Source organism: Nocardioides salarius (assembly GCF_016907435.1).
GTDB classification, from domain to species: domain Bacteria; phylum Actinomycetota; class Actinomycetes; order Propionibacteriales; family Nocardioidaceae; genus Nocardioides; species Nocardioides salarius.
This window is the reverse complement of the sequence record NZ_JAFBBZ010000001.1, coordinates 1,557,258-1,582,243: the sequence shown is the minus strand read 5'-3', so window position 1 is coordinate 1,582,243 and position 24,986 is coordinate 1,557,258. Positions and strand designations below refer to the sequence as shown.

Here is a 24,986-nt window from a genome sequence, read left to right as displayed (position 1 = left end):
CGGCCTCCGGGCCTCCTGACTTCTCACCGACCCTCACCACAAGGACACTGTTTCCATGGCCAAGAGCATCGACGTCTCCGACCTCAACATCTACTACGGCGACTTCCTCGCCGTCGAGGGCGTCAGCATGACCATCAAGGCGCGCTCGGTGACCGCGTTCATCGGCCCGTCGGGCTGCGGCAAGTCGACCTTCCTGCGCTCGCTGAACCGGATGCACGAGGTGATCCCCGGCGCCCGCGTCGAGGGCAAGGTGATGGTCGACGGGCAGTCGCTCTACGACCCCTCGGTCGACCCGGTGGCCGTGCGCCGCCAGATCGGGATGGTCTTCCAGCGCCCCAACCCGTTCCCGACGATGTCGATCTACGACAACGTGCTCTCGGGCAAGAAGCTCAACGCCAAGCGGATGAGGAAGTCGGAGTCCGACGACCTGGTGGAGAAGTCGCTGCGCGGGGCCAACCTGTGGACCGAGGTCAAGGACCGGCTCGGCAAGCCCGGCATGGGCCTCTCCGGTGGGCAGCAGCAGCGGCTGTGCATCGCTCGCGCCATCGCGGTCGAGCCGCAGGTGCTGCTGATGGACGAGCCCTGCTCGGCGCTCGACCCGATCTCGACCTCGGCGATCGAGGACCTCATCCACGAGCTGAAGTCCGACTACACCATCGTCATCGTCACCCACAACATGCAGCAGGCCGCCCGCGTCTCCGACGAGACCGGCTTCTTCAACCTCAAGGCCACCGGTGAGCCCGGCCAGCTGGTGGAGTTCAACTCCACCAAGCAGATGTTCACCAACCCCGACAACGAGGCCACCGAGGCCTACATCTCCGGCCGCTTCGGCTGAGGGCTGCGTCGGATAGTCCCTGACCTTCGACACCCGGACACGCCGCTGGCGGGTGTGGAAGGTCAGGGACTTTCGTATGTCAGGGGGCCCCGAGGCCTTCCCTGTGGAGGAGCGGCGCACCGGTCTCGCCGTTGCGGCAGCCTCCGGGGCATGTCGCAACAGATCGGGGTCGAGCACGGGGTGGTGCTGCCCGTGCGCGTCGACCCGCGCGGCATCGACGGCCCGACCGCCCGCGAGGCTGCCGGCCCGTGGTGGCGGCGTACGTCGCGCGGGCTCTACGTGCCCGCCCACGTCGAGGCGAGCGCGGCGCAACGCGTCGCAGAGGTGGCCTGCCTGCTGCCGGCCCGTCATGTCGCCGTCACCGGGTGGGCCGCACTGGCCTGGCGTGGGGCGCCGTACGCCGAGGGGCTGGACGCGTCGGGCGAGCCGCGGCCGGTGCCGCTCGCCGCGCCGCGCCGGCTGCTGCGACCACAGCCGTCGTTCCGCCTCTGCGAGGAGCGCTGCGACCCGCGGGAGGTCGAGCGGGTCGACGGGGTGCCGGTGAGCTCGGCGGTGCGGGCGACCTGCTTCGAGATGCGCTACGCCCGTGATCTCGAGACGGCCGTGGCGGTCCTCGACATGGCCTACCTCAGCGACCTGGTCACGCCGGCCGAGGTGGCGGCCTGGGTGGGGATCCACTCCAGCTACACCGGGATCGAGCAGGCGAGGCAGTGCCTGCCCCTGGCGCGGGAGAACGTGTGGTCGCCGCGCGAGACGCTGCTGCGCCTGCTCTGGCAGCGGCACCGCCCCGGCGTGGAACTGCTGGCGAACGCGCCGGTCTTCGACCTCGAGGGGCGCCACCTGGGCACCCCTGACGTCATCGACCCCGCCACCGGCGTGCTGGGCGAGTACGACGGTGCCGTCCACCACGGCGGCGCCCGCCGGGCCCACGACCTGCGCCGCGAGGGCGACCTGCGCAGGCACGGGCTGGAGCCGGTGGTGATGGTGGGCGCCGACGCGCACCGGCCGGCGGCCTTCTGCTCGCGCCTGCGCGACGCGTACGCACGCGTGGCGCGGGCGGCCGGGGAGCGCGACTGGACCCTCGAGCTCCCGCACTGGTGGCGGCCCACCCACACCGTCGAGCTGCGGCGCGCCATCGAGGGCACGGAGCGCGAGATCTGGCTGGGCGACCGGAGCGCCCGCCCACCATCCTGACGACCCTGACGCGATCGCGGCGTGTCGCGGTGAGGGTCGTCAGGACGGTCCGCGCCCGCGCCCGCCCCGCGGGTCAGGGCAGCTGGAAGACGTAGTGCGAGAGCCAGTAGAACGAGGCGGCGACCAGCCCGGCGGCGGGAAAGGTGAGCACCCAGGCGGTGACGATCGAGCGGGCCACGCCCCAGCGCACGGCGGAGAAGCGCTTGGTGGCGCCGGCGCCCATCACCGCGGAGGTGATGGTGTGGGTGGTGGAGATGGGGGCCTCGAAGACGAACGCGGTGGTGTAGAGCACGCCGGCGGCGACCGTCTCGGAGGCGAAGCCGCGGGCGGGGTCGAGGGCGATGATGCGCCGGCCCAGGGTGCGCATGATCCGCCAGCCGCCCGCCCAGGTGCCGGCCGAGATGGCGGCGGCGGCGGCGATGATGACCCACACGGGCAGGTCCTCGTCGGCGCCGGCGTACCCGCCGGTGACCAGGGCCAGGAAGATCACGCCCATCGTCTTCTGGGCGTCCTGCAGGCCGTGGCCCAGCGCCATCGCGGCGGCCGAGACGGTCTGGGCGATCCGGAAGCCGCGCTGGGTGCGGTGCGGGTTGCGGCGCCGGAAGATCCACATGATCGCGAGCATCAGCGCGAAGGCGGCCGCGAAGCCGAAGAGCGGCGAGGCGACCATCGGGATCAGGATCTTGTCGACGATCACGTCCCACTTGACCACCGAGCCCGAGGCGACGGCCGCGCCGACCAGGCCGCCGATCAGGGCGTGCGAGGAGGAGGAGGGCAGGCCGTAGTACCAGGTCAGCAGGTTCCAGGCGATCGCGCCGAGCAGGCCCGACATCACGATCACCAGGCCCGCGGTGCCGGCATCGGGGGTGATCACCGAGCCGACGGTGTTGGCGACCTCCTGGCCAAGGAAGGCGCCGATGAAGTTCATCACCGCCGCCATGCCCAGGGCCACGCGCGGGGTCAGGGCACGCGTCGACACCGAGGTGGCGATGGCGTTGGCGGCGTCGTGGAAGCCGTTGGTGTAGTCGAAGACCAGGGCGACGACGACGACCGCGATGACGATCGCGAGAGTCAACTCAGGACTCCTTGACCGCGATCTGCTCGATCGTGTTGGCGACCTTCTCGAAGGCGTCGATGGAGCCCTCGAGCGCCTCGGCGATGTCCTTGAGCTTGAGCACCTCCATCGCCTTGAACTCGCCCGAGAACAGGTGCGCCATGATCCGGCGGTGGTTGCGGTCGCCGGCGTTCTCGAGGCGGTTGATCTCGATCCAGAACTCGTCGAGCGACTGCATCGAGCGCAGCCCCGGCATCACCGTGGCGGTCAGGTCGGCGCAGCGCTGCAGCAGCTCGACCTGGTCGAGCAGCTCGGCCGGCAGCACCTTGGGCTCGTAGAGCAGCACCATGTCGACGGCCTCGTCCATCATGTCCATCACGTCGTCGAGGCCCGAGGCCAGCGCGTAGATGTCCTCGCGGTCGAAGGGCGTGACGAAGGTCGAGTTCACCTGCTTGACGATCGTGTGGGTGGTCTCGTCGGCGGCGTGCTCGGCCTCGCGCATCTGCTTGGCGACGCTCTCCTTGTCAGCACCCTCGGTGAGCATCTCGGCCAGCAGCCCGGCCCCGACGACGAGGTGCTGGGCGGAGGTGGAGAAGTGGTCGTAGAACGAGGTCTCGACCGGACGGAAACGCAGTCGCACGGTGTGTCTCTCCTGAGGGCGACGAGATGGCCGCGCCAAGACTAGGGCCCCTGAAGCCAGGTGACTAACGCGAGGCCCGTGGGTGTGGCGCAGGCGACGCCCGGGTGACCGCCGGGTGAACGGCGCCGGCTCAGCCGGTGACGCCGGTGTGCCGCCGGCCCCGCTGCCGCTCGATCAGCGCCTCCTGCAGGTGTACGCCGCCGCCGTTGCGCGCCCAGGACCCGTCGCTGGCCAGCACCCACGCACTGGTGTCGGCGTCGAAGGCCAGGTCGAGCAGGTCGCCGATCGCCTCGATGCTGGCGGCGTCGGGCAGGCGCACCAGCACCTCGACGCGCCGGTCGAGGTTGCGGTGCATCAGGTCGGCCGAGCCGATCCAGGCGACCGGGTCGCCGCCGTTCTCGAACCAGAAGACCCGCGAGTGCTCCAGGAAGCGGCCCAGCACCGAGCGCACGGTGATGTTCTCGCTGAGCCCGGGCACGCCGGGGCGCAGCGAGCAGGTGCCGCGCACCAGCATCTCGACCGGCACCCCGGCGCAGCTGGCCAGGTAGAGCGCGTCGATGACGGACTCGTCGACCACCGAGTTGGCCTTGATCCGGATCCGCGCGGGGCGCCCGGCGAGGTGGTGGCTGATCTCGTGGTGGACCTGCTCGAGGAGCCCGGGCCGCACCGAGTCGGGGGCGACCAGCAGCTCGTCGTACGAGGCGTTGCGCGACCAGCCGGAGAGGTTGTTGAAGAGGTGGGCGACGTCCTCGCCGATCCGCTCGTCGGTGGTGATCAGGCCCAGGTCCTCGTAGAGGCGCGAGGTCTTGGGGTTGTAGTTGCCGGTGCCGATGTGGGTGTAGCGGCGGATGCCGCCCTGGCCCTCGCCCTCGTCGCGCACCACCATCGAGAGCTTGCAGTGGGTCTTGAGGCCCACCAGCCCGTAGACGACGTGGCAGCCGGCCTGCTCGAGCTTGCGGGCCCAGCGGATGTTGGCCTGCTCGTCGAAGCGGGCCTTGATCTCGACGATCACCAGCACCTGCTTGCCGGCCTCGGCGGCGTCGATGAGGGCGTCGATGATGGGGGAGTCGCCGGAGGTGCGGTAGAGCGTCTGCTTGATCGCCAGCACGTGCGGGTCGGCGGCGGCCTGCTCGATGAAGCGCTGCACCGAGGTGGCGAAGGAGTCGTAGGGGTGGTGCAGCAGCACGTCGTTGCGGCGCGCGGCCTTGAAGACGTCGACGGGCGCGGCCGACTCGACCTCGGAGAGCAGCTTGTGGGTGGTCGGCACGAACGCGGGGTACTTCAGCTCCTCGCGGCCGATGTCGGCGATGCTGTGCAGCCCGCGCAGGTCGAGCGGGCCGGGCAGGTGGAAGACCTCCTCCTTGCTGACCCCGAGCTCATCCATCAGCAGCTCGAGCACCTGCGGGGCGATGGACTCCTCGACCTCGAGGCGCACCGCCGGCCCGAAGCGGCGGCGCAGCAGCTCCTTCTCGAGCGCGGCCAGGAGGTTCTCGGCGTCGTCCTCCTCGACCTCGAGGTCCTCGTTGCGGGTGACCCGGAAGGCGTGCGCCTCGCGCACCTCCATGCCGGGGAAGAGCCGCTTGAGGTGCTCGCGGATGACGTCCTCGAGCGGCACGAAGCGGTGGTTGCCCAGCGGCACGAACCGGCTGAAGCTCGGCGGCACCTTGACCCGGGCGAAGTGCTCCTTGCCGGTCTTGGGGTTGCGGATCATCACCGCGAGGTTGAGCGAGAGCCCGGAGATGTAGGGGAAGGGGTGCGCGGGGTCGACGGCCAGCGGGGTCAGCACCGGGAAGATCCGGTCCTTGAACATCCGCTTGCACTGCTTCTGCTCGTCGCGGTCGAGGTCGTCCCAGCGCACCAGCTCGATGTCGTGCTCGAGCAGCTCGGGCACGATCCGGTCGCGGAAGAGCGAGGCCTGGCGCTCGCTGAGCTCGCGGGTGGTGGTCCAGATCCGCTCGAGCACGTCGAGCGGCATCAGCCCCGAGGCGGCGCGCACGGCGAGCCCGGTGGCGATGCGGCGCTTGAGCCCGGCCACGCGGACCATGAAGAACTCGTCGAGGTTGCTGGTGAAGATCGCCAGGAACCGCACCCGCTCCAGCAGCGGCAGGTCGGGGTCCTCGGCCAGCTCGAGCACCCGCTGGTTGAAGTGCAGCCACGACAGCTCGCGGTCGAGGAAGCGGTCGTCGTGGGCCTGCACCGCGGCCAGCGCCGCCTCGTCCGGCTCGTACGCCGCCTGCTCGGCGTCGAGGAGTCGCACCTCGGGCGCTGCTTCGGGCGCCGTCTCGGTCGGCGTCTCGACCGGGGCGTCGACCGCGGAGGAGGCGGCGGGGGCGGCGGGGTCGGGAGGCACGTCGGGCATGCGGCCCAGTGTGGCACCGGAATCTGAACGGGAGATGACGCTAGGTTGGGGAGCCGTGATCACCTCCCACGTCCAGCAGGTCGTCGAGCGTCTCCTCGTGCGGGGGGTGACCGGTCTCCCGGAGGTCCTCCAGCGCCGGCTCGGCCGCCCGGTGGTGCGCGACGCGCAGACCCTCGCCGACGACGTACGGCTGATGCTGGCCCTGCAGCGGCTGGCCCGCGAGCCCGCGGTCGAGACCCTGCCGATCGTCGAGGGCCGCCGGGCGCTGGCCCGCCAGACCGCGATGATCGCCGGCGACGACCAGGTCGCGGAGGTCCGCGACCTGCGGGTGGCCGGCCTGCCCGCGCGGCTCTACGTGCCCAGCGCCCGGCGCGGCCCCGGCGCCCACCCCACGCTGCTGTTCCTGCACGGCGGCGGCTTCGTCTACGGCGACCTCGACAGCCACGACGCGCCCTGCCGGCTGCTGGCCTCGGAGGCGGGGGTGCGGGTGCTGGCGGTCGACTACCGGCTCGCGCCCGAGCACCCCTTCCCGGCCGCCCACGACGACGCGTGGGCGGCGTACCGCTGGCTGCTCGAGCACGCCGACGAGGTCGGCGCCGACACCGCCCGGCTGGCGGTGGGCGGCGACTCCGCGGGCGGCAACCTGGCCGCGGCGACCGCCCTGGCCGCCGCGCGCGAGGGGCTGCCGCTGGCGCTGCAGCTGCTGGTCTACCCGGGCACCGACGCGCTGCGCGACACCGAGAGCCTGCGGCTCTTCGGCGAGGGGTTCTACCTCACCCAGGGTTTCATCGACCTGGCCGCCGACGCCTACTACCCCCACCTGTCGCAGGACGAGCGGCGCGACCCGCGGCTCTCGCCGGCGTACGCCGACCTCGGCGAGGTGGCCGACCGGCTGGCGCCGGTCTTCCTGTGCACCGCCGGCTTCGACCCGCTGCGCGACGAGGGCGAGGCCTACGCGCGGCGGCTCGAGGAGGCCGGGGTGGCCGTTGAGGTGCGCCGCTTCGAGGACCAGATCCACGGCTTCCTCAACATGACCGGCGCCGGGCGCACCCCGCGCGCGGCGGTCGTCGAGATCGCGCACCGGCTCGAGGCGGGGCTCGCCTAGAGCTTCCCTGACCAGAGCTGGTCAGAGCTGACCAGAGCTGGTCAGAGCCGGCCGGAGCCGGTCAGAGCTCGGGGCGCCAGGCGCGCAGGGCGCGCTCGAACTCCTCGGGCTCGACCATGGTCGCGTCGACGGCGACCGGCGGCAGCGTCCTGCGGTGGAAGAGCACCCGCCACTCCCGCTCGCCCGGCTGGCCGACCACCTCGATGGCGGTGCCGGGGTTGGCGGCGCTGAAGCGGTGGTGACCGTCGGAGTCGACGATGTCGACCATCCCGTCGTCGTCGATGCTGGCGTGGCCCGAGGAGCGCAGCGAGCGCACCGCCACGGCCCCCAGCAGCACCGCGAGCAGCAGCGCGCCCGCCGCCAGCGGGGCGGTGAACCCGTCTGCGAGGCCGACGCCGACCCCCACGATCGCCGCGAGGAGCGCCAGGGCCCCGGTGACGGCGCCGATCACCCGGCTGCGGGTGCGGGGGTGGGCGGTCGGTGGGTGCGGGTCGCGCCCGGTGGGGCGTACGCCGTCGGCGGGCCCGTCGGGGCTGCCGAGCAGGCCCTGCAGACCCCGCCCGCCACCCGCCGAGCCGCCTGAGCCGCCTGAGCCACCTGCTCGACCACCCTGCTGACGATCCTGGGCCAGCTCGTCGGCGAGCGCGGCGGCGCGCTGCTCGGCCTCGAGCCGCTCGGCCATCGCGACCTCGACCAGCTCGGCGTGGTGGCGCACGGACGCCTCGACGGCCTGGCGGTCGACCGCCCGGTCGGCCGCGGCCTGCTCGGCCTCGGCGCGGGCGGCCATGGCCTCGGCGGCGGCCCGCTCGGCGTCCTCGCGGGCCGTCTGTGCCTCGCTCAGCGCCTGGTGGTGGTCGCGGGCGGCGGCGCTCATCTGCTCGAGGACCTCGCTGGTGCGCTGCTCGGCGGCCTCGCGCTCGCGCACCGCCTCGGCGGCCATCTGGGCGTGGCGCTGGGCGTCGGTCTCCGCGACGGCGCGGGCCTCGGCGGCCACGGTCGCGGCCTGCTCGGCGGCGAGGCGGGCCTCGTGGGCCTCGGCGGCGAGCCGGGCGTGCTCGGTGGCGGCGGTGTCGGCGCCCGCGCGGGCCTCGTGGGCCTCCTGCGCGGCCCGGGCCTCGGCGGCGGCGTCGGCGCGCGCGGCCTCGAGGGCGCTGCCGGCGGCCTCGGCGTCGCGACCCCGGGCGGCGGCGGCCTGGTGGGCGGCGTCGGCCAGGGCGACGGACTCGCTGAGCCGCACGGCCGCATCGGCGGCGGCCTGCTCGGCGCCCTCGCGGGCGGTGTGGGCCTGCTCGGCGAGCCGGGCGTGCTCGGCGGCGGTCTCCTCGGCGGCCTGCCGGGCGGCGGCTGCCTCCTGGGCGGCGGCGTCGGCCTCGGCGCGGGCCCGGTGGGCGGCGGCCGCGGCCTCGCCCTGCTCCTGCGCGCGGGCGTCGGCCTCGGCACGCGCCCGGTGCGCGGTCTCGGCCGCCTCGTGGGCGGTGCGGGCGACGGCCTCGGCCTGCTCGCGCGCGGCCAGCGCCTCGTCGGCCAGCCCGGCCTGCACCCGGCCGGCCTCCTCGGCCTCCAGCCGCGCGGCGCGGGCCTGCTCGGCCTCCTCGGCGCGCTCGCGGGCCGCCTGCTCGGCGGCCTGGCGGGCCTCGTGGGCCTGTTCGGCGAGGTGGGCCTGCTGGGCGGCGGCCTGGTCGGCCTCGGTGCGGGCGCGGGCGTGCTCGGCGGCGACGCGGTCGGCCTCCTCGCGGGCGGCGGCCTGCTCGGCGGCGGCGTCCTCGGCGGTGGTGCGGGCCTCGGCGGCGGTCTGGGCGCGGGCCTCGGCCTCGCGGGCGGTGTGCTCGGCGTTCTCGCGGTCGGAGTGGGCCTGGGTGGCGGCTTCGCCGTGGGCGGTGGCGACCTCCTCGGCCTGGCGGCGGGCGGTGAGGGCGTCCTCGGCTGCCTTGGCGGCGGTGGTGGCGGCCTGCTCGGCGGCGGTGCGGGCCTCGTGGGCAGCGGTGGCGGCCTCGGCCTGGGCGCGGGCGGCCTCGTCGGCCGCGGTGCGCGCGTCGGCGGCCACCCGGGCGGCCTCCTCGGCGGCGGCGCGCTGCTCGGCCTGCTCCTCGGCGCGCCGGGTGGCCCCCTCCTCACGCCGCAGCGCCTCCTGCGCGGCCTGCTCGGCGGCCTCGCGGGCCCGCGCCGACTCCTGGGCGCGCTCCTGGATCGAGGCCTCGGCCGTGGCCCGTGCCTCGGCGGCCACGCGAGCCGCCTCCTCGGCGGCCGAGCGGGCGGCGTACGCCTCCTGCGCGGCGGCGGCGAGCTCGGCCGCGGCCCGGTCGGCCTCGGCGCGCGCCTCGACGGCCTGCTGGGCCAGCTCCTCGGCGGCGATCCGCTCGGCGGCCTGCTCGGCGGCGGCCAGCTCGGCGGAGTGGCGCAGCGACGCGGCCCGCTCGGCGGCCGCGGTCTGGCTGGCGATCCGCTGCTGCAGCTCCTCCACCGACGGCGGCGGCGCGGCAGCACCGGCATCGCCGGCATCGCCGGCCGCGCTGGTGGGGGACGGCGAGGCGGAGCGGCGCAGCCAGCGGCGCGGCTCGGTGGGGGGCTGACCGGGAGTGCTCATCGGGGTCAGTACACCAGCGCCTGCACCTGGTCGCCGAGGACCTCCTCGGCGAAGAGCGCCGCCCCGGCCATCCGCAGCCCCGGCGCGAGGTCGGCCTCGGTGATGCCGCGGCGCGCCGCGCACTGGGTGCACACCGTCACCCGGCCGCTGGCCAGCACCACCTCGAGCAGCTGCGCGACGGGGGTGGCGTGCTCGAGCCCGAGGTCGGGCCCCCCGCCCGCGACGGCGTACGACGCCGCGTCACCGGTCAGCCACAGCGAGACGTCGGCGCCGGCCGCGGCCGCGGAGGCCGCCACGGTGAAGGCCTGGTTGGAGCGCTCGGGGTCGCCGGCGGCGCAGGTGACCTTGATGACGAGGGGACGCATGGGCGCAGCCTAGACAAGGCCCTGCGCCGGGGTCGGGCCTATGGTGGAGACGTGCCGATCGAACTCCCGCCCAACCTGCATCCCCACTGTGGCCCCCTCGTCTGGCTGCTCGGCACCTGGACCGGCAGCGGCAAGGGCGACTACCCCGGGATCGAGCCCTACGACTACCAGCAGGAGCTGGTCTTCCAGCAGGACGGCCGCCCGTTCCTGCACTACTTCTCCCGCTCGTGGGTCGTCGACGAGAACGGCGAGAAGGTCCGCGACGCCGCCCAGGAGACCGGCTTCCTGCGCTGCCCCGAGGTCGGCAAGGTCGAGATGGTGCTGGCGCACAACACCGGCATCTCCGAGATCTGGTACGGCAACGCCGAGGACGGCAAGATCGAGCTGCGCACCGCCGGCGTGGCCTTCACCGAGACCGCCCGCGAGGTCACCGGCGGCCACCGGCTCTACGGCAACGTCGAGGGCGACCTGCTCTACGCCTACGACATGGAGGCCGAGGGCAAGGAGCTGCAGCCGCACCTGTGGGCGCGGCTCAAGAGGTCCTGAGGTCCGCGATGCGACAGGCCGGGCGATGACCGACGACCTGCGCCGGCGCCTGGCCGGGCGCGGCTACCGGCTCACGCCCCAGCGCGAGCTGGTGCTGCGCGCGGTCGAGTCGCTGGGCCACGCCACGCCCGACGAGGTGCTGGCCGAGGTGCGCCAGCACTCCTCGGCGGTCAACGTCTCCACCGTCTACCGCAACCTCGAGGTGCTCGAGGAGCTCGGGCTGGTGCGCCACGCGCACCTCTCCGACCGGGCACCGACCTACCACTCCGTCACCGACCACGAGCACTTCCACCTGGTGTGCCGCAGCTGCCGGGGGGTGGTCTCGGTCGGCGCCGAGGCCGCCTCGGTGCTGACCGGCCGCCTCGCCGACGAGCACGGCTTCACCGCCGACATCGGTCACCTGACCGTCTTCGGCACCTGCGCCGAGTGCGCACGAGAGGAGAACCCATGACCACCCCTCCCCACCAGTCCAACCAGTCCAGCCAGCCCAGCTCCCTGCTCGACCTCCCCGGCGCCGTCGCCGGCAACGGCGTCGACGCCCCGGTGGCCGCCCACTACGGCTCCTTCAACGCCGAGCAGCGCACGCTCGAGTCGGGGGAGGGCTTCGTCGACCTCTCCCACCGCGACGTGCTGCGCATCGAGGGCCCCGACCGGCTGACCTGGCTGCACTCGCTGACCACCCAGTTCTTCCTCGACCTCGCCCCGCGGGTGTGGACCGACGCGCTGGTGCTCTCCCCGCAGGGCCACGTCGAGCACGCCTTCAGCGGGTACGACGACGGCGAGGCGTTCGTGGCCCACACCGAGCCCGGCGCGGCCGCGGCGCTGCTGGGCTTCCTCGAGCGGATGAAGTTCATGACCCGCGTCGAGCTCTCCGACGTCACCGACACCGTCGCGGTGACCTGGCGCGCCTCGTCGAGCGGCACGACGTACGAGCTGGTGCCCCGCGACCAGCTGACGGCGTACGCCGCCGCCGCGGGGCCGGCCTGCGGGATGTGGGCCTTCGAGGCGCTGCGCATCGCCCGCGGCGAGCCGCGCCATCAGGTCGACACCGACGCGCGCACCATCCCCAACGAGGCCGGCTGGGTGGGGCCGGCGGTGCACCTCGACAAGGGCTGCTACCGCGGCCAGGAGACCGTGGCGCGGGTGCACACCCTGGGCCGTCCGCCGCGGCGGCTGACGCTGCTGCACCTCGACGGCACCGAGAACCGGCTGCCCGAGCAGGGTGCCGAGCTGCGCCACGGAGAAAGGGTCGTCGGCTTCGTCGGCAGCTCGGCGCGCCACCACGAGCTGGGCCCGATCGCCCTGGCGATGGTCAAGCGCAACGTGCCGCTCGAGGCGACCCTCGAGGTCGACTCGATGCCCGCGGCCCAGGAGGTCGTGGTCGACCCGGAGGTCGGGCTGCACGTGCGGCCCAAGCTGCGCTGAGCGGCCCTCAGCGCGAGTGCTGCTCGATGTGCGGGCAGCGCCGCCCGTACTTGCGGCGGCAGCGGATCGTGCGGCGGAGCTTGCGGAACACGACGGGGAGCACCCCTTCTCGAGTCGGCCCGAGGCGGCGGAGCACCCTGACCGGGTGCGCGCCAAGTCAAGCGCACCGGCGCCGGCGCCCGCACGGCCTCGGCGGCCCGGTCCAGACAGCTCTCACCCCTGGGGAGGGCGTGGCCGGGCAACAGGGTGGGCAGCGTGGGGACATGACTTCCCCAGGTACGCATCGAGACCCCTCGCAGGGCGACCCCGACATCGAGGGCCTGTCCACGCCGCAGCTGATGTCGCGGCTCTCGCAGCAGACTTCCGAGCTGGTCAGCGCCGAGCTGCGGCTGGCCAAGGCCGAGATCCAGCAGAGCGTCAAGCACGCCGGGATCGGCGTCGGGCTCTTCGGTGGCGCCGGCACGCTGGTCTGGTTCGCGCTGGGCACGCTGGTGGCCGCCGCCGTGCTGGCCCTCGACCTGGTGCTGCCGGCCTGGGCCGCGGCACTCGTGGTGGCCGGCGTGCTGCTGGCCGCGGCCGCGCTGCTGGGCCTGGTGGGCAAGAAGCAGGTCGACCAGGCCACCCCGCCGGTCTCGGCCACCCAGACCAACGTGCAGCGCGACGTCGAGACCGTGAAGGAGGCCCGCCGCCATGGCTGAGCCGCAGCAGGACCCCCGCGAGGGCTCCCAGAACCAGACCCCTGAGCAGATCGAGGCCGAGATCGAGGCCGCCCGCCGGCGTCTCGGCGAGACCGTCGAGGCCTTGGGCGCCAAGACCGACGTGAAGGCCCGCGTCTCGCACCGCGCGCAGTCGGTGCGCGAGCAGCACGGCACCGCGCTGATCGCTGGTGGCGTCGGCGCGCTGGTGCTCGTGGTCGGCGTCGTCGTGTGGCGGCGGCGCCGGTGAGCGACGACGCCCGCCAGGCCGAGCGCCCGGTCGACCCCGACCACGGCGCGAAGCCCGACTCGCCCGACGACCTGACGGCCCCGTCGTGGAAGTACGTGCTGCGCAAGACCGGGCGCGAGTTCGGCAAGGACCAGTGCACCGACCTGGCCGCGGCGCTGACCTACTATGCGGTGCTGGCGCTCTTCCCCGGGCTGCTGGCGCTGCTGAGCCTGGTGGGCCTGCTGGGTCAGGGCCAGGAGTCGGCGCGCACCATCCTGGGCATCCTGCGTGACGTCGGCGCCGGGTCGATCGCCGACACCCTCGAGCCCACGCTGCTCGACCTGAGCCAGAGCACCGGGGCCGGCCTCGCGCTCGTCGTGGGACTGCTGGCCGCGCTGTGGTCGGCGAGCGGCTACGTCACCTCGTTCGGCCGGGCGATGAACCGCATCCACGAGGTCGGCGAGGGCCGCCCGATCTGGAAGCTGCGTCCGGTGATGCTGCTGGTGACCCTGGTCGAGGTGGTGCTGGCGGCCGCCGTGCTGACCGCGCTGGTGGTCACCGGGCCCGCTGCGGAGGCCGTCGGATCGGCGATCGGCATCGGCGACACGGCCGTGCTGGTGTGGAGCATCGCCAAGTGGCCGGTGCTGCTGGCCGCGGTGGTGCTGATGGTGGCCATCCTCTTCTACTCCACCCCCAACGTCGAGCAGCCGAAGTTCCGCTGGATCTCGGTCGGCGCCGCGCTGGCCATCCTGGTCTGGGCGCTGGCCTCCGCGGCGTTCGGCTTCTACGTCGCCAACTTCTCCAGCTACGACAAGACCTACGGCTCGCTGGCCGGCGTCATCGTCTTCCTGCTGTGGGTGTGGCTGACCAACCTGGCGCTGCTCTTCGGCGCCGAGCTCGACTCCGAGCTCGAGCGCGGCCGTGAGCTGCAGGCCGGGCTGCAGGCCGAGGACCAGCTGCAGCTGCCCCCGCGCGACACCCGCAACATCGAGAAGGCCGAGGAGAAGCACGAGGAGGACGTGGCGATCGGGCGCGCACTGCGCGAGAGCCACGGCCACGAGGACGACCCCGACGAGGTCGGTACGGGTGCGGGGGTCGACCCCCGCCCAAAAGCACCGGGCACGCCCCCGGCGAGCACTCGAGCGGCGAGCGAGAAGGAGACACGATGAGGCGCGAGGAACGCACCAGCACGTCGGCCAGGATCCTCTACCGGCCGGTCGGCATCACCAGCTCGATCGTCGCCGGCGTGGTGGCCGGCCAGGTCTTCCAGCAGGTCTGGAAGCGGGTCAGCGCCGGCGACGGCGCCGACGCCCCCAAAGCCCTGGAGTCGGAGTACTCGATGAAGGAGGTGCTGGCCGCGGCGGCCCTGCAGGGCGCTGTCTTCGCGGTGGTCAAGGCCGCCGTCGACCGCGGCGGGGCCCGGGCCTTCCAGCGGGCCACGGGGGAGTGGCCCGGCGACTGACCCGCCTCGGCCGGCGAGGGTGCCGGCGGGCGCGCGTAAACCTTGCGTTAAACGTGGGGTAAAGCGTCTGGGTGTTGGCTGCCGGCGGCCATAGGCTGCCTCCTGCCGCCGCACGCCCACGACCGTCCGCGAGGTGCTCGTCGCCTCGTGCCCGCCCGGAAGCCACCCGCTTGCACCCGCCCACCGACGACCCGTCCACCGCGCCCCGACGCGGTGTCCCTGTCGACCCCGTCGCCCCTGTCGACCCCGATCCGCGCGCCGAGGCCGGCCCGCTGCTGCGCGTGCACGAGGCCGGCGACGACCAGGGCGCGCCGGTCGTGCTGCTGCACCGCCGGGGAGCAGGCGCCCAGGTGTGGGCGCCGTTGCTGGCGCTCGGCTCGTGGAGCGTGCGCCTGCTGGCCCCCGACCTGGCCGACCTGCCCGGTGTGAGCGAGGGCGCCGACGCGGCGTACGTCGTCGACTCGCTGCGCGCCACCGAGCGGCGCGCGCTGCTGGTGGTCGCCGAGGGCGACGCGGCCCCGCTGGCCGTCGAGATGGCGCTGGCCCGGCCCGAGGCCGTGGCCGGCCTGGTGCTGCTGGCCCCCGACGAGCACACCGCCCGGGCCGTGGTCGAGCGGCTGCGCCTGCTCACGGTGCCGGTGTGGGCGGCCGCCGGGGAGCGGTCCGAGCGGTCCGACCAGGGGGCGGCGTCCTCGAGCGTCGAGGTGCCGGGGGCGCGGTGGCTGAGCCTGCCCGGCGTCGGCGACGAGCCGGTCACCGAGCACCCCGACCTGCTCATCGATCTGGTGCACGGGGCGGTCGCCGAGCTCGCGGCGATCCCGCGGCCTCAGGACGGGCGTCGGTACATCACGTGGGTGTCCTCCGAGGCGTGCGTGAAGCCCAGCTTGTCGCGGTAGACCCGGATCGCCGCTGCGTTGTCGGACTCGACGTAGAGGATCACCTCGTTGACCTGCAGGTCGGCCAGGTGGTGCAGGCCGGCGAGGGTGACCAGCCGGCCCAGGCCGGCGCCCTGCGCGTCGGGGTCGACCCCGACGACGTACACCTCGCCGAGGTCGTGGGTGTGCCGCTTGGTCCAGTGGAAGGCCAGCAGGCGGCCCTCGGCGCCCTCGGAGGTGTCGACGGCGAGGATCAGCCCGGCGGGGTCGAACCACTGCTCGGCCATCCGCTCGGCGAGGTTCTCGGCGTCCATCGCGCCCTGTTCGGGGTGGGCGGCGAAGGCGGCGGCGTTGAGGCGCAGCACCGCGTCGGCGTCGGCGTCGGTGTAGGAGCGCAGCCGCACGCCCGGGGGCGGCTCGAGGCGCGGCAGCGGGGTCGACGTACGCCGGCGCATCACCCACAGCTCGCGGGCGCGCTCGAAGCCGGTGCGCTCGGCGAGGCGGCGCGCGGCGGGGTGGTCGGCGTGCGACCAGGCCTCGAGGGCGACCTGGGGGCCGACCTCGCCGATCAGCCGCTCGAGCAGCTTGGCGCCGAGGCCGTGACCGCGGGCGTCGGGGGCGACGACGAGGGAGATCTGCCCGTCGACGAGCACGGCGACGGCGTCACCGTCGACCCACGACCGGAACCGGTCGGGGTGGCGCAGCGCCATCAAGGTGGCCTCGTCGAGCGGAGCGGTGCCGTCGGCGGCCTCCGAGAGGGCCGCGACCCGTTCGATCTGGCGGGCGTCGTGGAGGGAGTCCATTCCCCCGAGCCTAGCCAGAGGCCGGCTCGGTGACCCCGGCTTCCCGCGATGGCTCGGTGACGGCACGCACGTCGGCCTCGGCGCGAGCGTCCTTGGCCGGCACCACGAAGCGGTAGCCGACGTTGCGCACGGTGCCGATGAGCGTCTCGTGCTCGACGCCGAGCTTGGCGCGCAGGCGGCGCACGTGCACGTCGACGGTGCGGGTGCCGCCGAAGTAGTCGTAGCCCCAGACCTCCTGCAGCAGCTGCTGGCGGTTGAAGACCCGCCCGGGGTGCTGGGCCAGGTGCTTGAGGAGCTCGAACTCCTTGAAGGTCAGGTCGAGCGGGCGCTTGCCGATGCGGGCGGTGTAGGTCGTCTCGTCGACGGTGACCTCGCCGGAGCGGATCAGGTGGCTCTCGGGGTCGTCGGCGTCGCGGCGCGCGGCCAGGCGACCGATGCCGAGCTTGATGCGGGCCTCGAGCTCGGCGGGTCCGCAGGTGTGCAGCACCACGTCGTCCATGCCCCAGTCGTGGCTGACCACGGCCAGCCCGCCCTCGGTGACGACGAGCAGCACCGGCTGGTCGCTGCCGGTGGTGCGGATCAGGCGGCACAGGTCGCGGGCGTGGGCGAGGTCCTGGCGGCCGTCGACGAGCAGCAGGTCGGCGTCGGGCGCCTCGAGGAGCGCGCTGCCCTCGGGCGGCAGCACCCGGACCTGGTGGCCCAGCAGGGCGAGCCCGGGGAGCACCTCGGCCGAGGGCTGCAGGGCGCTGGTCAGGAGGAGAATCGTGCTCACGGTGGGTCCCTCCGGTGTGCGGGGGACCAGAACGCATCGTTGGGCTCCGGTCGGTGATCCGGGTTGAATACTACCCAAGGCAGCACCGGGCGCAGGAGGAAGCGACGTGGACGAGACAGATGTGGTGCACGTGCACTACTGGGCCGGGGCCAAGCACGCGGCGGGCACCGGCTCCGACCGGCTCGAGGTCGACGGCGCGCTGACGCTCGCCGACGTCGTACGCCGCGCGGTCGCGCTGCACCCCGGCACCGACCTCGAGCGGGTGCTCGCGGTCTGCTCGACGCTGATCGGCGAGCAGCCGGTCGGCAGCCAGGATCCGGGCTCCGTGCGGGTCGAGCCGGGCGCGACCGTGGAGTTCCTGCCGCCCTTCGCCGGCGGCTGAGCGGCTGGACGCCGGGAAGCGGCCGTGCGGCGCGTCAGGATCTCCTGCGGCGCTCGCGGGCGCGCAGCTCCCAGCCGCGGAGGGGGTGGTGGGTGAGGTGCCATCGTGGGTCGTGGGCGCGGTGGTGGTGCCAGGAGCAGAGGGGGATGGCGTCGAGGTCGGTGTCGCCGTGGTGTGACCAGGGGATCAGGTGGTGGATCTCGGACCAGGCGAAGGGTCGTTCGCAGGTGCCGATGGCGCAGGTGTCGTGGACGAGTGCGAGGGCTTTTCGTTGGTGGTGGCTGTGGAGCCTTCGAGTCCTGCCGAGGTCGAGGGGGACGGACTTGGTGTTGAGGACGGCGGGGACGAGGCCGGCTTCGCAGGCCAGGCGGCGGAGGTCGCCGGCGGCGGTGCGGATGCCGGTGTCGAGCTTGGCGGTGCCGGTCTCGTCGGGGCCGTGCCAGTCGGGCCAGTCGGCGGGGTCGAGCTTCCCGGCTTGGGTGAGGTCGTGGGTGAGGTCCTCGGCGGTCATGGTGACCAGGATCGTGAGGGCGTTGGCGCCGTTCCAGCCGTCGGTGGGCAGGTGTTCGATGAGCTCGCACAGGGCGTTGCCTGCGATTTCCCAGCCGGAGAGTCCGTGGCCGGGGCCGGTGGGCGCGGACTCGTCGTAGCCGGAGATGGTCTCGCCCTCAGCGCTGGTGCGGGTCTTGTTGAGCCGCCGGGGTGCCGACAGGGTCTCCAGTGCGGTGCGCAGCAGGGAGCCGTGCAGCTCGGGGATGGTGAACTTGCCGGAGTAGGTGCCGTCGCCGTTGTCGTGCAGCGCCAGGTAGGTCTCGTGCTTGGCACGGCGGGACTCGCGGCCGAGCATGATCGCTTCGTGCTTGTCGGCCAGGTCGCGGTCGACGATGTCGAGCATCCGTCGGGCTGCTTGGCGCAGGCGTTTGGCGTTCATGGGGCGGCCTGACCTGGTGCCGATGCCGGTGGCCTTGTTGACCAGGACCTCCTCGGCGGCCGCGAGCTGCTCGACCGTTGTCTCGAGGGGTGCTTGTTCGGCGGCGCGGACGATGACGCGGACCTGGTCGGCGCGCAGCTGCCCGGCGGCGTAGGCCTCGCGGGTGTGGTGGTACTTGGTCTTGAGGAGCTGGGCGAGGTGGAGTCCGCCGGCGTTGATCTCGCGGGTGGTGCCGGTCAGGGCGGCGGCCCAGGCGTCGGTGCCGGTGGCGGCCTCGTCGGTGGCGACCTGGCGGCGTTCGGCCTCGGCGAGGACCTTGAGGCGCAGCGCCTCGGTCTGGGACTCCAGGGTGGCCAGTGTGGTGAGCAGCTGGGCGAGCTCGTCGCGGTGCACCCGCTCGAGCGCGACCTCGTGGGCCCGGGCCAGGTGGGCGCTCGCCTCGCTCACCGCTGGGGCTGCGGTGGGGGTGGGGAGCGCCTGGACCGTCATGGGTTCATTCTCCCAACCCCAAGGCCCGATGGGAACACCAGTTCGACAATCTGTGGAGAACTTTTTCCCAGTCCACAGCCTCGTGGGGCGCGGCCGGAGACGCGCCAACGGCCGCCCCGAGCGGGGCGGCCGTAGGCGGTGTGCAGGGGTCGGACTCAGCTCTCGATGGCGGTGGTCTCACGCTCGGGAGAGGCGGATCCGATCTCGATCTTGCGCGGCTTCGCCTTCTCGGCGACCGGCACGACCAGGCGCAGCACGCCGTCGGCGTACGTCGCCTCGATGCGGTCGAGGTCGAGGTTGTCGCCGAGGACCAGCTGGCGGCTGAAGACGCCGGTGGGTCGCTCGGAGGCCAACCGCTCCCAGTCGCCGTTCTTGGCCACGCGCTCGGCGCGCACGGTCAGCACGTTGCGCTCGACGTCGAGGTCGATGCTCTCGCGGTTGACGCCCGGCACGTCGAGCTCGATGACGAACTGCTCGCCCTCGCGCCAGGCGTCCATCGGCATGACGGCCGGGCGGTTCGTCGTCCCCAGCAGCTGCTGGGTCAGGCGGTCGAAGTCGCGGAAGGGGTCGGTGGATCGCAGCAACATGGGGTGTCCTCCTTGAGTTCGGATGGTGGTTGGTCGGATGGTCCAGACGGTCTGCGTAAGCCCGCCGTACCTGTATCAGTGGTTACAGGTTTGTTGTAATCCATCCAGTAGGTCAGACTCAAGTGGCGGGGCTGAGAATTTTCTGAGATTCAGTGCAGACGGAGGTGCAGGCGATGGCGGCGCGAGTCCGGGGGGTCTTCGCGATCTCGGTGGCGGCGCAGATGGTGCGCATGGAGGTGCAGAACCTGCGCGTCTACGAGCGGCGCGGCCTGCTCGACCCCGACCGCACCGAGGGCGGCAACCGGCTCTACAGCGAGGCCGACATCGAGGTGCTGCACCGCATCCGCGAGCTGCTCGCCGACGGCCTCAATCTGGCGGGGGTGGCGCGGGTGCTGGAGCTCGAGGCGGAGGTGCGCCGGCTGCGCTCACAGCTCGCCTCGAGGCGCCGAGACTGAGAAAAACCGGGAGAAAGGCCCGCCAGGTCGCGGTTTCGGGGGGTTTGCTGGTTAGGGTGCGGTGAACGACGGACCCCACGACGAGCAACATGATGAAGGAGAACTGCATGAACAAGGGAGAGCTTCGCGAGACCGTGGCCAAGGAGACCGGGCTGACCGGTGCCGACGCCGAGCGTGCCGTCGACGCCGCGCTGTCGGCGATCGTCTCGGCTGTGGCCAAGGGTGAGCGCGTGAGCATCGCCGGTTTCGGCACCTTCGAGCCCCGTGAGCGTTCGGCTCGCGAGGGTCGCAACCCGCAGACCGGCGAGACCATGCAGATCGCCGCGACGACCGTCCCCGGCTTCAAGGCCGCGGCCGCGTTCAAGAAGGCCGTCTCCGGCTGATCCAGCCACTGACGCCAACGAGGGCCGGGCTCCGCTTCACGCGGAGCCCGGCCCTCGGTCGTTGGCGGGGTGCTCGCTGCTCAGGCGGCGGGCTGGACCAGGCGCGGGGGCGCCGGGTGGCGGCGTACGTCGGCGGGCGGCTGGCCACGGCGCAGCAGCGAGCCGACGACGATGCCGGCGACGAGCGACAGGATCGACCACGCCATGAGGGCGAGGGCGACGATGGCAACGATGGTCAGCACGGGTCTCCCTGGGGGGTGGGGAACGGCCTGGTGGTCCACTGTGCGGTCGCTGCGCCGGTGTGTCAGGGGGATGGCGGAGCGCTGCGCGGTGGACTAGACCATCATGCCTCAGTCACAGTCAGACTGGAAGCGCGTCCTGTCACTTCCGGGCCGCCCGAGGGTGGCGAGGGCCGCCTCGATCTGGTGGACGTCGAGCTTGTGGCCGTCGCGGAAGGCGCGTCCGATGGCGACGGCCAGCGGCAGGGGCGCCAGGCACCACAGGCAGACGACGAGCGTCGTCGCGATCAGCAGGTCCATGTCGGCCTTCAAGGTCTTCTTGTCCTGATGCCCGCTAGTTCGTCGCCTGAACTGCGGGCGGATGTAAAAATCCGGTGGTGGTCCAGACCTCGGTGGGCGTGGCCCTGGTCGCTGGGGCGCGAGGTGGAATGTGCGGCCGTGACGCGCTGTTGACGCGGACGTGCCTACCGGACTGTGGATCGCCCTCGCGGCCGTCGTGATCGCTCTCGCCTTCGGCGCCTACCGCGCTCTGACGGACGGGCGGTTCCGCGGCACCCACGAGGTGCGGGGCGTTGCCGGTGGCGCCGATGCAGCGGCCACGGAGCCGGCCGTGGCCGAGCGGACCGTCTGGGACGACGTCGTCGCGGCCGTGCCCGACGCGCAGCTGGGGGAGCGGGCGACCTTCGTGCAGTTCTCGTCGGCCTTCTGCGCGCCCTGCCGCGCGACGCGCCGCGCGCTGAGCGAGGTGGTCGAGCTGGTGCCGGGCGTGGTGCACCTCGAGGTCGACGCCGAGCACCACCTCGACCTCGTACGCCGCCTCGACGTGCTGCGCACCCCCACCACCCTGGTCCTCGACGCGTCGGGCCGCGAGGCCACCCGCGCCGCGGGGGCGCCGCGCAAGGAGACCGTGCTGGCGACCCTCGGCTCGGTCGTGGGGGACTGACCCGCCCGCCGGTCCCGGGCAGCGGTGACCTGGCAACCGTTTGTCAGCCGGGTCCGGTTGGTGGCGCACCGCCGGAGCTGCGGGCCGGTGGTCGGCGGTGCGCTGGCAACCTTCCGGGCGTCGGGTCCGGTTGCTGGCACACCGCGGATGTCAGTCGTAGGAGACCAGCTGCGGCTGGGCGGTGCGGACCTGGAGGTCCTGCGCGGGGCTGGTCATGGTGACGGTGCCGTCGACGTCGCGCCACGGCCCGTTGCCCAGCCGCCACCGTGCGCCCCACGTGGTGGTGAGGTCGAGCGTGACGGGGCCGGCCTCGGTGTAGCGGTGCGAGACGTACTGGTCCATCCCCACGCCGCGCGCCCATGGCCGCCCGGGGTCGGTGGTGGTCATGGTCTCGCCGTTGCCGAGGCTCCAGGTGAAGCTGGCCGGGCTGATGTCGAAGGTGACCTGTCGCCCGAGCAGCTGGACGGTCTCGGTGAACGGCTCGGCCTGCGTGTGCAGGATCGTGTCGAAGTTGACCAGCGTCTCCCCGCCCGGCGGCTGCACCTCCAGGGGTGCCTCCGGCAGGGGGATGCGGCGGAAGGCCTCGAGGATGCGGCCCGGGGTCAGGACGGGTGCGGTTGCTGCGGCGACGGGGTCGCCGGGCTCGATGCACGTCGCGCCGAGTCCGATCTGCGTTCCGTCACCGTCGACTGACGTCACGTCATGCAACAAACCGTTGTCCCCACACTCGAACGCTCCCGCGCACCCGTAGGCCGTCGACTGGACGATGCCATCGCTCGCTTGGCAGAGCGGCTCGTAGATGTAAGTGACCGACGACTCGGACGCGGCCTGTGCGCTGGCGGATGCAGATGCCGTTGCCGATGGCTCGGCGCAGGTGACGACACTGTTCCAACTGTTGACGCCGGCTGACGCTTCGCCTGCGCAAGTTCCGGCGGAATTGGCAGGGGGCGCGGGCGCGAAGGTGATCAGCGTGAGTGCAGTGATCAGGGCGAGTAGCTTCATGCTGGGAACTCCCAGGCCGACATGCGCCACCCTCCGGATTGCCACACGACGGTCGACAAGAATGTGACGGTCCCGCCTGGGAAGCTTGTCGGCTCTGCTTCAGCGGTCTCGAATATCTGCTGGGGCAGCTGTCGGACGCGCAACGCGAACTGGTGGCCATTGGGAACGTCCAACGAGGTCGCAGCGACGGATCGGATACGCCATCCGTCTGATTCGATGCGTCCGCCATTCGCGTAGGCTTGGTCGGTCATTTCAACGAAGTTGCGGCACGTCTCGCATTCACTGGTTGAAAGGTTCTCGAACTCCCCGACCTCTCCGCTTGCTTGCATTTCGTTGAATGCTCGGACCCAGCGTTTCGCGAAAGCTTCAGCCCCCGCCTCGGTCTTCTTCTCCCACGCCTCCTTCTCCACCGCCGCACTCGCACTGGGCGAGGCCGAGACGCTCGCGGAGGGGGTCGGGTCGGCGACCTGGGGCGTGGGGTCGTCCCCACCGCAACCGGCCAGGGCCAGCACGGCCGCGCCGGCGGCGTACGCGAGGTGTCGTCTCATCTGTTCTGCTTTCCCGAGAGGGCGCCCATGGGAGGGGGGTGGGCGCGATTCACGGTAGAGACCTACCCAGTTCGGCGCCAGGTCTCACCTGGCGCCTGTGGACAAGCGCCGCGGCGACCGCGGATCAGGCCGGCGAGAGGTAGTCGCCCGCGTCCTCGACGCCCCGCTCGAGCCGGGTCACGTCGACGCGCACCATGTGCTCGATGACCTGCTCGAACGAGACGCTGGGGGTCCAGCCGAGCTGCTCGCGCGCCTTGGTCGGGTCGCCCACGAGGTCGGCGACGTCGGCGGGTCGCATCAGCGCCGGGTCCTGGCGCAGGTAGCCCTCGGGCGAGCCGAGCCCCGCGGCGGCGAACGCCACCTCGACGACCTCGGCCAGGGGGCGGGAGGTGCCGGTGGCGACGATGAAGTCCTGCGGGTCGTCCAGCTGCAGCATCCGCTGCATCGCGACGGCGTAGTCGCCGGCGAAGCCCCAGTCGCGGCGTACGTCGAGGTTGCCCAGCACCACCTCGTCGCGCCGCCCGAGCGCGATCTCGGCGACCGAGCGGGTGATCTTGCGGGTCACGAACTGCTCGCCGCGCAGCGGGCTCTCGTGGTTGTAGAGGGTGCCGGTGGCGGTGAACAGCCCGTAGGACTCGCGGTAGTTGACGACCAGGTGGTGGGCGAACGACTTCGAGGCGGCGTACGGCGAGCGCGGGTGGTGGGGGGTGCCCTCGGTCTGGGGCTGTTGGTCGGAGGTCCCGAACATCTCCGAGCTCGAGGGCTGGAAGAACCGCGGCGACCAGCCGTGCCGGTCGCGGAAGGCGACGAGCTCCTCGAGCATCCGCAGCACCGCGAGCCCGTTGGTCTCGGCGACCACCTCGGCGTGCCCCCACGACGCCCCCACCGACGAGAAGCCGGCGAGGTTGTAGATCTCGTCGGGCTGCAGCCCCTCGAGCACCGCCGCCCAGCCCTCGTGGTCGCGCTGGTCGAGGTCGACCAGCTGCACGCCGTCGAGGTAGGCGTAGGCGCGCCCCAGCGTCAGCGGCGCCCACCGGCTGCCCGGGCGCAGCGTGCCGACCACGTGGTAGCCCAGCGAGCGCAGGTGCCGGGCCAGGTAGACGCCGTCCTGGCCGGCCACGCCGGTCACGAGGGCGCTGCGCGTGCGGCCGGCGGGTCGGGTGCTCATGGTGCGACGACCCTAGCGTCGCGCCTTTCGCGCGTCCCCGATCCTGGTGACGTACGCCGGCACCGCGCCCACGCGACGCCCACCGGGTGTGTCCTGGGCAGATGAGCCTGCTGCACCGAGCGCCCGCGACGACCTGTCCCCAGTGCGGTCACTCCTGCCTGGGGCCGGTGCAGCGGGTGCTGGAGCCGCTGGTGTGGTCGCAGCGCTGCTGCCACGTGCTGGTCGACGACCCGTGGTCCTACTACGGCGGCGACGAGTGCGGCTGCTCCGCCGAGCTGCACCAGCGCCGGCTACTCCACCGACTCCGTGTCGGGGCAGTCCCGCGGGGACAGCTTGTCCGCCGTGCTCGGGTCCACTGACACCGACGACCGGATCGTCAGGGCCGACGGAGCGGCCCGGATCGGCACCACGGGTGCCGGCGCCGCGTCGACGGGCGGCAGCTGCGCGTGCACCCGCAGGTCGTGGGTGGGGGACTCCTCGATCCAGATGCGCTCCGCCTCCGCCTCGATGAGCACGTGCTCGATGGCGGCGAGCAGGGCGTCCTGCAGGGTCTGGTCCAGGCCCGGGAACAGGCTGACGATGCGACGTCCGGTGTATCGGGTCATGTCAGGCCAACGACCTTTCGCTGGAGAAGTGACGCGCCGGTAACCTTTCTCATCATGCAAGACGCGTGTCCGATTGATGAGACGTGGTGCGGAATACCCGAGGTGCGGATCGTATTGTCACCCACATGACCACCACCTGGCTCACGAAGCGGCGCGCAGTCGACCACTGCCGCATGCGCTCGAGCCTGTGTCGGATGTCGTGACGGCGCTGCCTTTCCTCCTGCTCCTCGTCTGAGCACGCGCAGCGCCGTCGACCGTGACCCACAGGGCCGCGGTTCCAGCCGTTCCGGCGACGCCATCCTCAGGAGAGA

30 protein-coding genes are annotated in these 24,986 nt (G+C 72.9%); 15 read left to right on the top strand and 15 right to left on the bottom strand.

Going from position 1 to position 24,986, the window contains the following annotated elements:
• The first annotated feature begins 55 nt into the window (after nt 1-55).
• Both pstB and JOE61_RS07690 read left to right on the top strand, forming a co-directional pair.
• Entirely contained in the window at nt 56-835 is a 780-nt protein-coding gene (pstB, locus tag JOE61_RS07695; RefSeq protein ID WP_193669910.1) for a phosphate ABC transporter ATP-binding protein PstB, read from the top strand.
• 150 nt (nt 836-985) lie between these two features.
• Nucleotides 986-2,029 carry a hypothetical protein gene (locus tag JOE61_RS07690; RefSeq protein ID WP_193669909.1) on the top strand — a complete coding sequence of 348 codons (1,044 nt, stop codon included), beginning with the start codon at nt 986-988 and terminating at the stop codon, nt 2,027-2,029.
• A 73-nt stretch (nt 2,030-2,102) separates the two neighbouring features.
• On the opposite strand, the gene JOE61_RS07685 is transcribed toward JOE61_RS07690, so the two are convergent.
• From JOE61_RS07685 to JOE61_RS07675, 3 genes are all read right to left on the bottom strand, one after another.
• Complete coding sequence (locus JOE61_RS07685) at nt 2,103-3,104, bottom strand: inorganic phosphate transporter (RefSeq protein WP_193669908.1); 1,002 nt, start codon at nt 3,102-3,104, stop codon at nt 2,103-2,105.
• A 1-nt stretch (nt 3,105) separates the two neighbouring features.
• A complete protein-coding gene (locus tag JOE61_RS07680; protein ID WP_193669907.1) occupies nt 3,106-3,723 on the bottom strand; it encodes a DUF47 domain-containing protein in 618 nt (205 codons plus the stop codon).
• Nucleotides 3,724-3,853: 130 nt separating this feature from the next.
• Nucleotides 3,854-6,082 carry an RNA degradosome polyphosphate kinase gene (locus JOE61_RS07675; RefSeq protein ID WP_193669906.1) on the bottom strand — a complete coding sequence of 743 codons (2,229 nt, stop codon included), beginning with the start codon at nt 6,080-6,082 and terminating at the stop codon, nt 3,854-3,856.
• A 55-nt stretch (nt 6,083-6,137) separates the two neighbouring features.
• Here JOE61_RS07675 and JOE61_RS07670 point away from each other — a divergent pair, with 55 nt between their 5' ends.
• Nucleotides 6,138-7,187, top strand: coding sequence for an alpha/beta hydrolase (locus JOE61_RS07670; RefSeq protein WP_307822870.1), 1,050 nt, complete (start codon nt 6,138-6,140; stop codon nt 7,185-7,187).
• A gap of 61 nt (nt 7,188-7,248) precedes the next feature.
• On the opposite strand, the gene JOE61_RS07665 is transcribed toward JOE61_RS07670, so the two are convergent.
• Together JOE61_RS07665 and JOE61_RS07660 are read right to left on the bottom strand one after the other, a co-directional pair.
• Nucleotides 7,249-9,771: a coiled-coil domain-containing protein gene (locus JOE61_RS07665; RefSeq protein ID WP_193669904.1), complete on the bottom strand. Its 2,523-nt coding sequence runs from the start codon at nt 9,769-9,771 to the stop codon at nt 7,249-7,251.
• 5 nt (nt 9,772-9,776) lie between these two features.
• Complete coding sequence (locus JOE61_RS07660; RefSeq protein ID WP_193669903.1) at nt 9,777-10,136, bottom strand: DsrE family protein; 360 nt, start codon at nt 10,134-10,136, stop codon at nt 9,777-9,779.
• 51 nt (nt 10,137-10,187) lie between these two features.
• On the opposite strand from JOE61_RS07660, the gene JOE61_RS07655 reads away from it, so the two are divergent.
• The 8 genes from JOE61_RS07655 (at nt 10,188) to JOE61_RS07620 (ending at nt 15,389) form a co-directional block, all read left to right on the top strand.
• Entirely contained in the window at nt 10,188-10,682 is a 495-nt protein-coding gene (locus JOE61_RS07655; protein ID WP_193669902.1) for a heme-binding beta-barrel domain-containing protein, read from the top strand.
• 25 nt (nt 10,683-10,707) lie between these two features.
• Nucleotides 10,708-11,133, top strand: coding sequence for a Fur family transcriptional regulator (locus tag JOE61_RS07650; protein ID WP_193669901.1), 426 nt, complete (start codon nt 10,708-10,710; stop codon nt 11,131-11,133).
• Nucleotides 11,130-12,107, top strand: a complete 978-nt coding sequence (ygfZ, locus tag JOE61_RS07645; protein ID WP_193669900.1) for a CAF17-like 4Fe-4S cluster assembly/insertion protein YgfZ — start codon at nt 11,130-11,132, stop codon at nt 12,105-12,107. Before JOE61_RS07650 ends, ygfZ begins: the two co-directional genes overlap by 4 nt.
• A 263-nt stretch (nt 12,108-12,370) precedes the next feature.
• Nucleotides 12,371-12,805, top strand: a complete 435-nt coding sequence (locus tag JOE61_RS07640) for a phage holin family protein (RefSeq protein WP_193669899.1) — start codon at nt 12,371-12,373, stop codon at nt 12,803-12,805.
• Nucleotides 12,798-13,052 carry a DUF3618 domain-containing protein gene (locus tag JOE61_RS07635; protein ID WP_193669898.1) on the top strand — a complete coding sequence of 85 codons (255 nt, stop codon included), beginning with the start codon at nt 12,798-12,800 and terminating at the stop codon, nt 13,050-13,052. Before JOE61_RS07640 ends, JOE61_RS07635 begins: the two co-directional genes overlap by 8 nt.
• Nucleotides 13,049-14,200 carry a YihY/virulence factor BrkB family protein gene (locus JOE61_RS07630; protein WP_204797175.1) on the top strand — a complete coding sequence of 384 codons (1,152 nt, stop codon included), beginning with the start codon at nt 13,049-13,051 and terminating at the stop codon, nt 14,198-14,200. Before JOE61_RS07635 ends, JOE61_RS07630 begins: the two co-directional genes overlap by 4 nt.
• A complete protein-coding gene (locus JOE61_RS07625) occupies nt 14,197-14,493 on the top strand; it encodes a DUF4235 domain-containing protein (protein ID WP_193669897.1) in 297 nt (98 codons plus the stop codon). Before JOE61_RS07630 ends, JOE61_RS07625 begins: the two co-directional genes overlap by 4 nt.
• A 170-nt stretch (nt 14,494-14,663) precedes the next feature.
• A complete protein-coding gene (locus JOE61_RS07620; protein ID WP_193669896.1) occupies nt 14,664-15,389 on the top strand; it encodes an alpha/beta fold hydrolase in 726 nt (241 codons plus the stop codon).
• Here JOE61_RS07620 and mshD read toward each other — a convergent pair.
• On the bottom strand, nt 15,320-16,171 hold the full coding sequence (gene mshD, locus JOE61_RS07615; protein WP_193669895.1) for a mycothiol synthase: 852 nt from the start codon (nt 16,169-16,171) through the stop codon (nt 15,320-15,322). The two genes, JOE61_RS07620 and mshD, sit on opposite strands and share 70 nt — an antisense overlap.
• Nucleotides 16,172-16,181: 10 nt before the next feature.
• Nucleotides 16,182-16,943: a winged helix-turn-helix transcriptional regulator gene (locus JOE61_RS07610; protein ID WP_193669894.1), complete on the bottom strand. Its 762-nt coding sequence runs from the start codon at nt 16,941-16,943 to the stop codon at nt 16,182-16,184.
• A gap of 106 nt (nt 16,944-17,049) precedes the next feature.
• Here JOE61_RS07610 and JOE61_RS07605 point away from each other — a divergent pair, with 106 nt between their 5' ends.
• Nucleotides 17,050-17,325 carry a MoaD/ThiS family protein gene (locus tag JOE61_RS07605; protein WP_193669893.1) on the top strand — a complete coding sequence of 92 codons (276 nt, stop codon included), beginning with the start codon at nt 17,050-17,052 and terminating at the stop codon, nt 17,323-17,325.
• 34 nt (nt 17,326-17,359) lie between these two features.
• Here JOE61_RS07605 and JOE61_RS07600 read toward each other — a convergent pair whose 3' ends face one another.
• Both JOE61_RS07600 and JOE61_RS07595 read right to left on the bottom strand, forming a co-directional pair.
• On the bottom strand, nt 17,360-18,745 hold the full coding sequence (locus tag JOE61_RS07600) for an HNH endonuclease signature motif containing protein (RefSeq protein ID WP_193669892.1): 1,386 nt from the start codon (nt 18,743-18,745) through the stop codon (nt 17,360-17,362).
• A 155-nt stretch (nt 18,746-18,900) separates the two neighbouring features.
• A complete protein-coding gene (locus tag JOE61_RS07595; RefSeq protein ID WP_193669891.1) occupies nt 18,901-19,332 on the bottom strand; it encodes an Hsp20/alpha crystallin family protein in 432 nt (143 codons plus the stop codon).
• A 173-nt stretch (nt 19,333-19,505) separates the two neighbouring features.
• On the opposite strand from JOE61_RS07595, the gene JOE61_RS07590 reads away from it, so the two are divergent.
• Entirely contained in the window at nt 19,506-19,787 is a 282-nt protein-coding gene (locus JOE61_RS07590; protein ID WP_193669890.1) for a MerR family transcriptional regulator, read from the top strand.
• A gap of 89 nt (nt 19,788-19,876) precedes the next feature.
• Nucleotides 19,877-20,170, top strand: coding sequence for an HU family DNA-binding protein (locus tag JOE61_RS07585; RefSeq protein ID WP_372440057.1), 294 nt, complete (start codon nt 19,877-19,879; stop codon nt 20,168-20,170).
• A gap of 80 nt (nt 20,171-20,250) precedes the next feature.
• Here JOE61_RS07585 and JOE61_RS07580 read toward each other — a convergent pair whose 3' ends face one another.
• Both JOE61_RS07580 and JOE61_RS07575 read right to left on the bottom strand, forming a co-directional pair.
• Nucleotides 20,251-20,412: a hypothetical protein gene (locus JOE61_RS07580; protein WP_193669888.1), complete on the bottom strand. Its 162-nt coding sequence runs from the start codon at nt 20,410-20,412 to the stop codon at nt 20,251-20,253.
• A gap of 108 nt (nt 20,413-20,520) precedes the next feature.
• Complete coding sequence (locus JOE61_RS07575; protein WP_193669887.1) at nt 20,521-20,709, bottom strand: hypothetical protein; 189 nt, start codon at nt 20,707-20,709, stop codon at nt 20,521-20,523.
• A 160-nt stretch (nt 20,710-20,869) separates the two neighbouring features.
• Here JOE61_RS07575 and JOE61_RS07570 point away from each other — a divergent pair, with 160 nt between their 5' ends.
• Complete coding sequence (locus JOE61_RS07570) at nt 20,870-21,352, top strand: TlpA family protein disulfide reductase (protein ID WP_193669886.1); 483 nt, start codon at nt 20,870-20,872, stop codon at nt 21,350-21,352.
• Between the two features lie 150 nt (nt 21,353-21,502).
• Here the strand turns inward: JOE61_RS07570 and JOE61_RS07565 are convergent, their stop codons facing one another.
• From JOE61_RS07565 to JOE61_RS07550, 4 genes are all read right to left on the bottom strand, one after another.
• Nucleotides 21,503-22,051 carry a hypothetical protein gene (locus JOE61_RS07565; RefSeq protein WP_193669885.1) on the bottom strand — a complete coding sequence of 183 codons (549 nt, stop codon included), beginning with the start codon at nt 22,049-22,051 and terminating at the stop codon, nt 21,503-21,505.
• Between the two features lie 299 nt (nt 22,052-22,350).
• Nucleotides 22,351-22,902 (bottom strand): DUF6318 family protein, encoded by a 552-nt coding sequence (locus JOE61_RS07560; RefSeq protein WP_193669884.1) that lies wholly within the window; start codon nt 22,900-22,902, stop codon nt 22,351-22,353.
• Between the two features lie 124 nt (nt 22,903-23,026).
• Nucleotides 23,027-24,070 (bottom strand): GDP-mannose 4,6-dehydratase, encoded by a 1,044-nt coding sequence (locus JOE61_RS07555; protein WP_193669883.1) that lies wholly within the window; start codon nt 24,068-24,070, stop codon nt 23,027-23,029.
• A gap of 290 nt (nt 24,071-24,360) precedes the next feature.
• The gene (locus JOE61_RS07550; protein WP_193669882.1) at nt 24,361-24,675 is read right to left on the bottom strand and encodes a hypothetical protein; all 315 of its coding nucleotides are present in this window, start codon (nt 24,673-24,675) and stop codon (nt 24,361-24,363) included.
• Between the last annotated feature and the right edge of the window lie 311 nt (nt 24,676-24,986).

Coding starts and splice junctions, on each gene's coding strand:
- JOE61_RS07635 (WP_193669898.1), top strand. CDS start 12,798: ATGGCTGAGCCGCAGCAGGACCCCCGCGAGGGCTCCCAGAACCAGACC.
- mshD (WP_193669895.1), bottom strand. CDS start 16,171: ATGGACTCCCTCCACGACGCCCGCCAGATCGAACGGGTCGCGGCCCTC.
- JOE61_RS07575 (WP_193669887.1), bottom strand. CDS start 20,709: ATGGACCTGCTGATCGCGACGACGCTCGTCGTCTGCCTGTGGTGCCTG.
- JOE61_RS07640 (WP_193669899.1), top strand. CDS start 12,371: ATGACTTCCCCAGGTACGCATCGAGACCCCTCGCAGGGCGACCCCGAC.
- JOE61_RS07690 (WP_193669909.1), top strand. CDS start 986: ATGTCGCAACAGATCGGGGTCGAGCACGGGGTGGTGCTGCCCGTGCGC.
- ygfZ (WP_193669900.1), top strand. CDS start 11,130: ATGACCACCCCTCCCCACCAGTCCAACCAGTCCAGCCAGCCCAGCTCC.
- JOE61_RS07595 (WP_193669891.1), bottom strand. CDS start 19,332: ATGTTGCTGCGATCCACCGACCCCTTCCGCGACTTCGACCGCCTGACC.
- JOE61_RS07675 (WP_193669906.1), bottom strand. CDS start 6,082: ATGCCCGACGTGCCTCCCGACCCCGCCGCCCCCGCCGCCTCCTCCGCG.
- JOE61_RS07665 (WP_193669904.1), bottom strand. CDS start 9,771: ATGAGCACTCCCGGTCAGCCCCCCACCGAGCCGCGCCGCTGGCTGCGC.
- JOE61_RS07600 (WP_193669892.1), bottom strand. CDS start 18,745: ATGACGGTCCAGGCGCTCCCCACCCCCACCGCAGCCCCAGCGGTGAGC.
- JOE61_RS07555 (WP_193669883.1), bottom strand. CDS start 24,070: ATGAGCACCCGACCCGCCGGCCGCACGCGCAGCGCCCTCGTGACCGGC.
- JOE61_RS07585 (WP_372440057.1), top strand. CDS start 19,877: ATGATGAAGGAGAACTGCATGAACAAGGGAGAGCTTCGCGAGACCGTG.
- JOE61_RS07560 (WP_193669884.1), bottom strand. CDS start 22,902: ATGAGACGACACCTCGCGTACGCCGCCGGCGCGGCCGTGCTGGCCCTG.
- JOE61_RS07625 (WP_193669897.1), top strand. CDS start 14,197: ATGAGGCGCGAGGAACGCACCAGCACGTCGGCCAGGATCCTCTACCGG.
- JOE61_RS07590 (WP_193669890.1), top strand. CDS start 19,506: ATGGCGGCGCGAGTCCGGGGGGTCTTCGCGATCTCGGTGGCGGCGCAG.
- JOE61_RS07660 (WP_193669903.1), bottom strand. CDS start 10,136: ATGCGTCCCCTCGTCATCAAGGTCACCTGCGCCGCCGGCGACCCCGAG.
- JOE61_RS07550 (WP_193669882.1), bottom strand. CDS start 24,675: ATGACCCGATACACCGGACGTCGCATCGTCAGCCTGTTCCCGGGCCTG.
- JOE61_RS07650 (WP_193669901.1), top strand. CDS start 10,708: ATGACCGACGACCTGCGCCGGCGCCTGGCCGGGCGCGGCTACCGGCTC.
- pstB (WP_193669910.1), top strand. CDS start 56: ATGGCCAAGAGCATCGACGTCTCCGACCTCAACATCTACTACGGCGAC.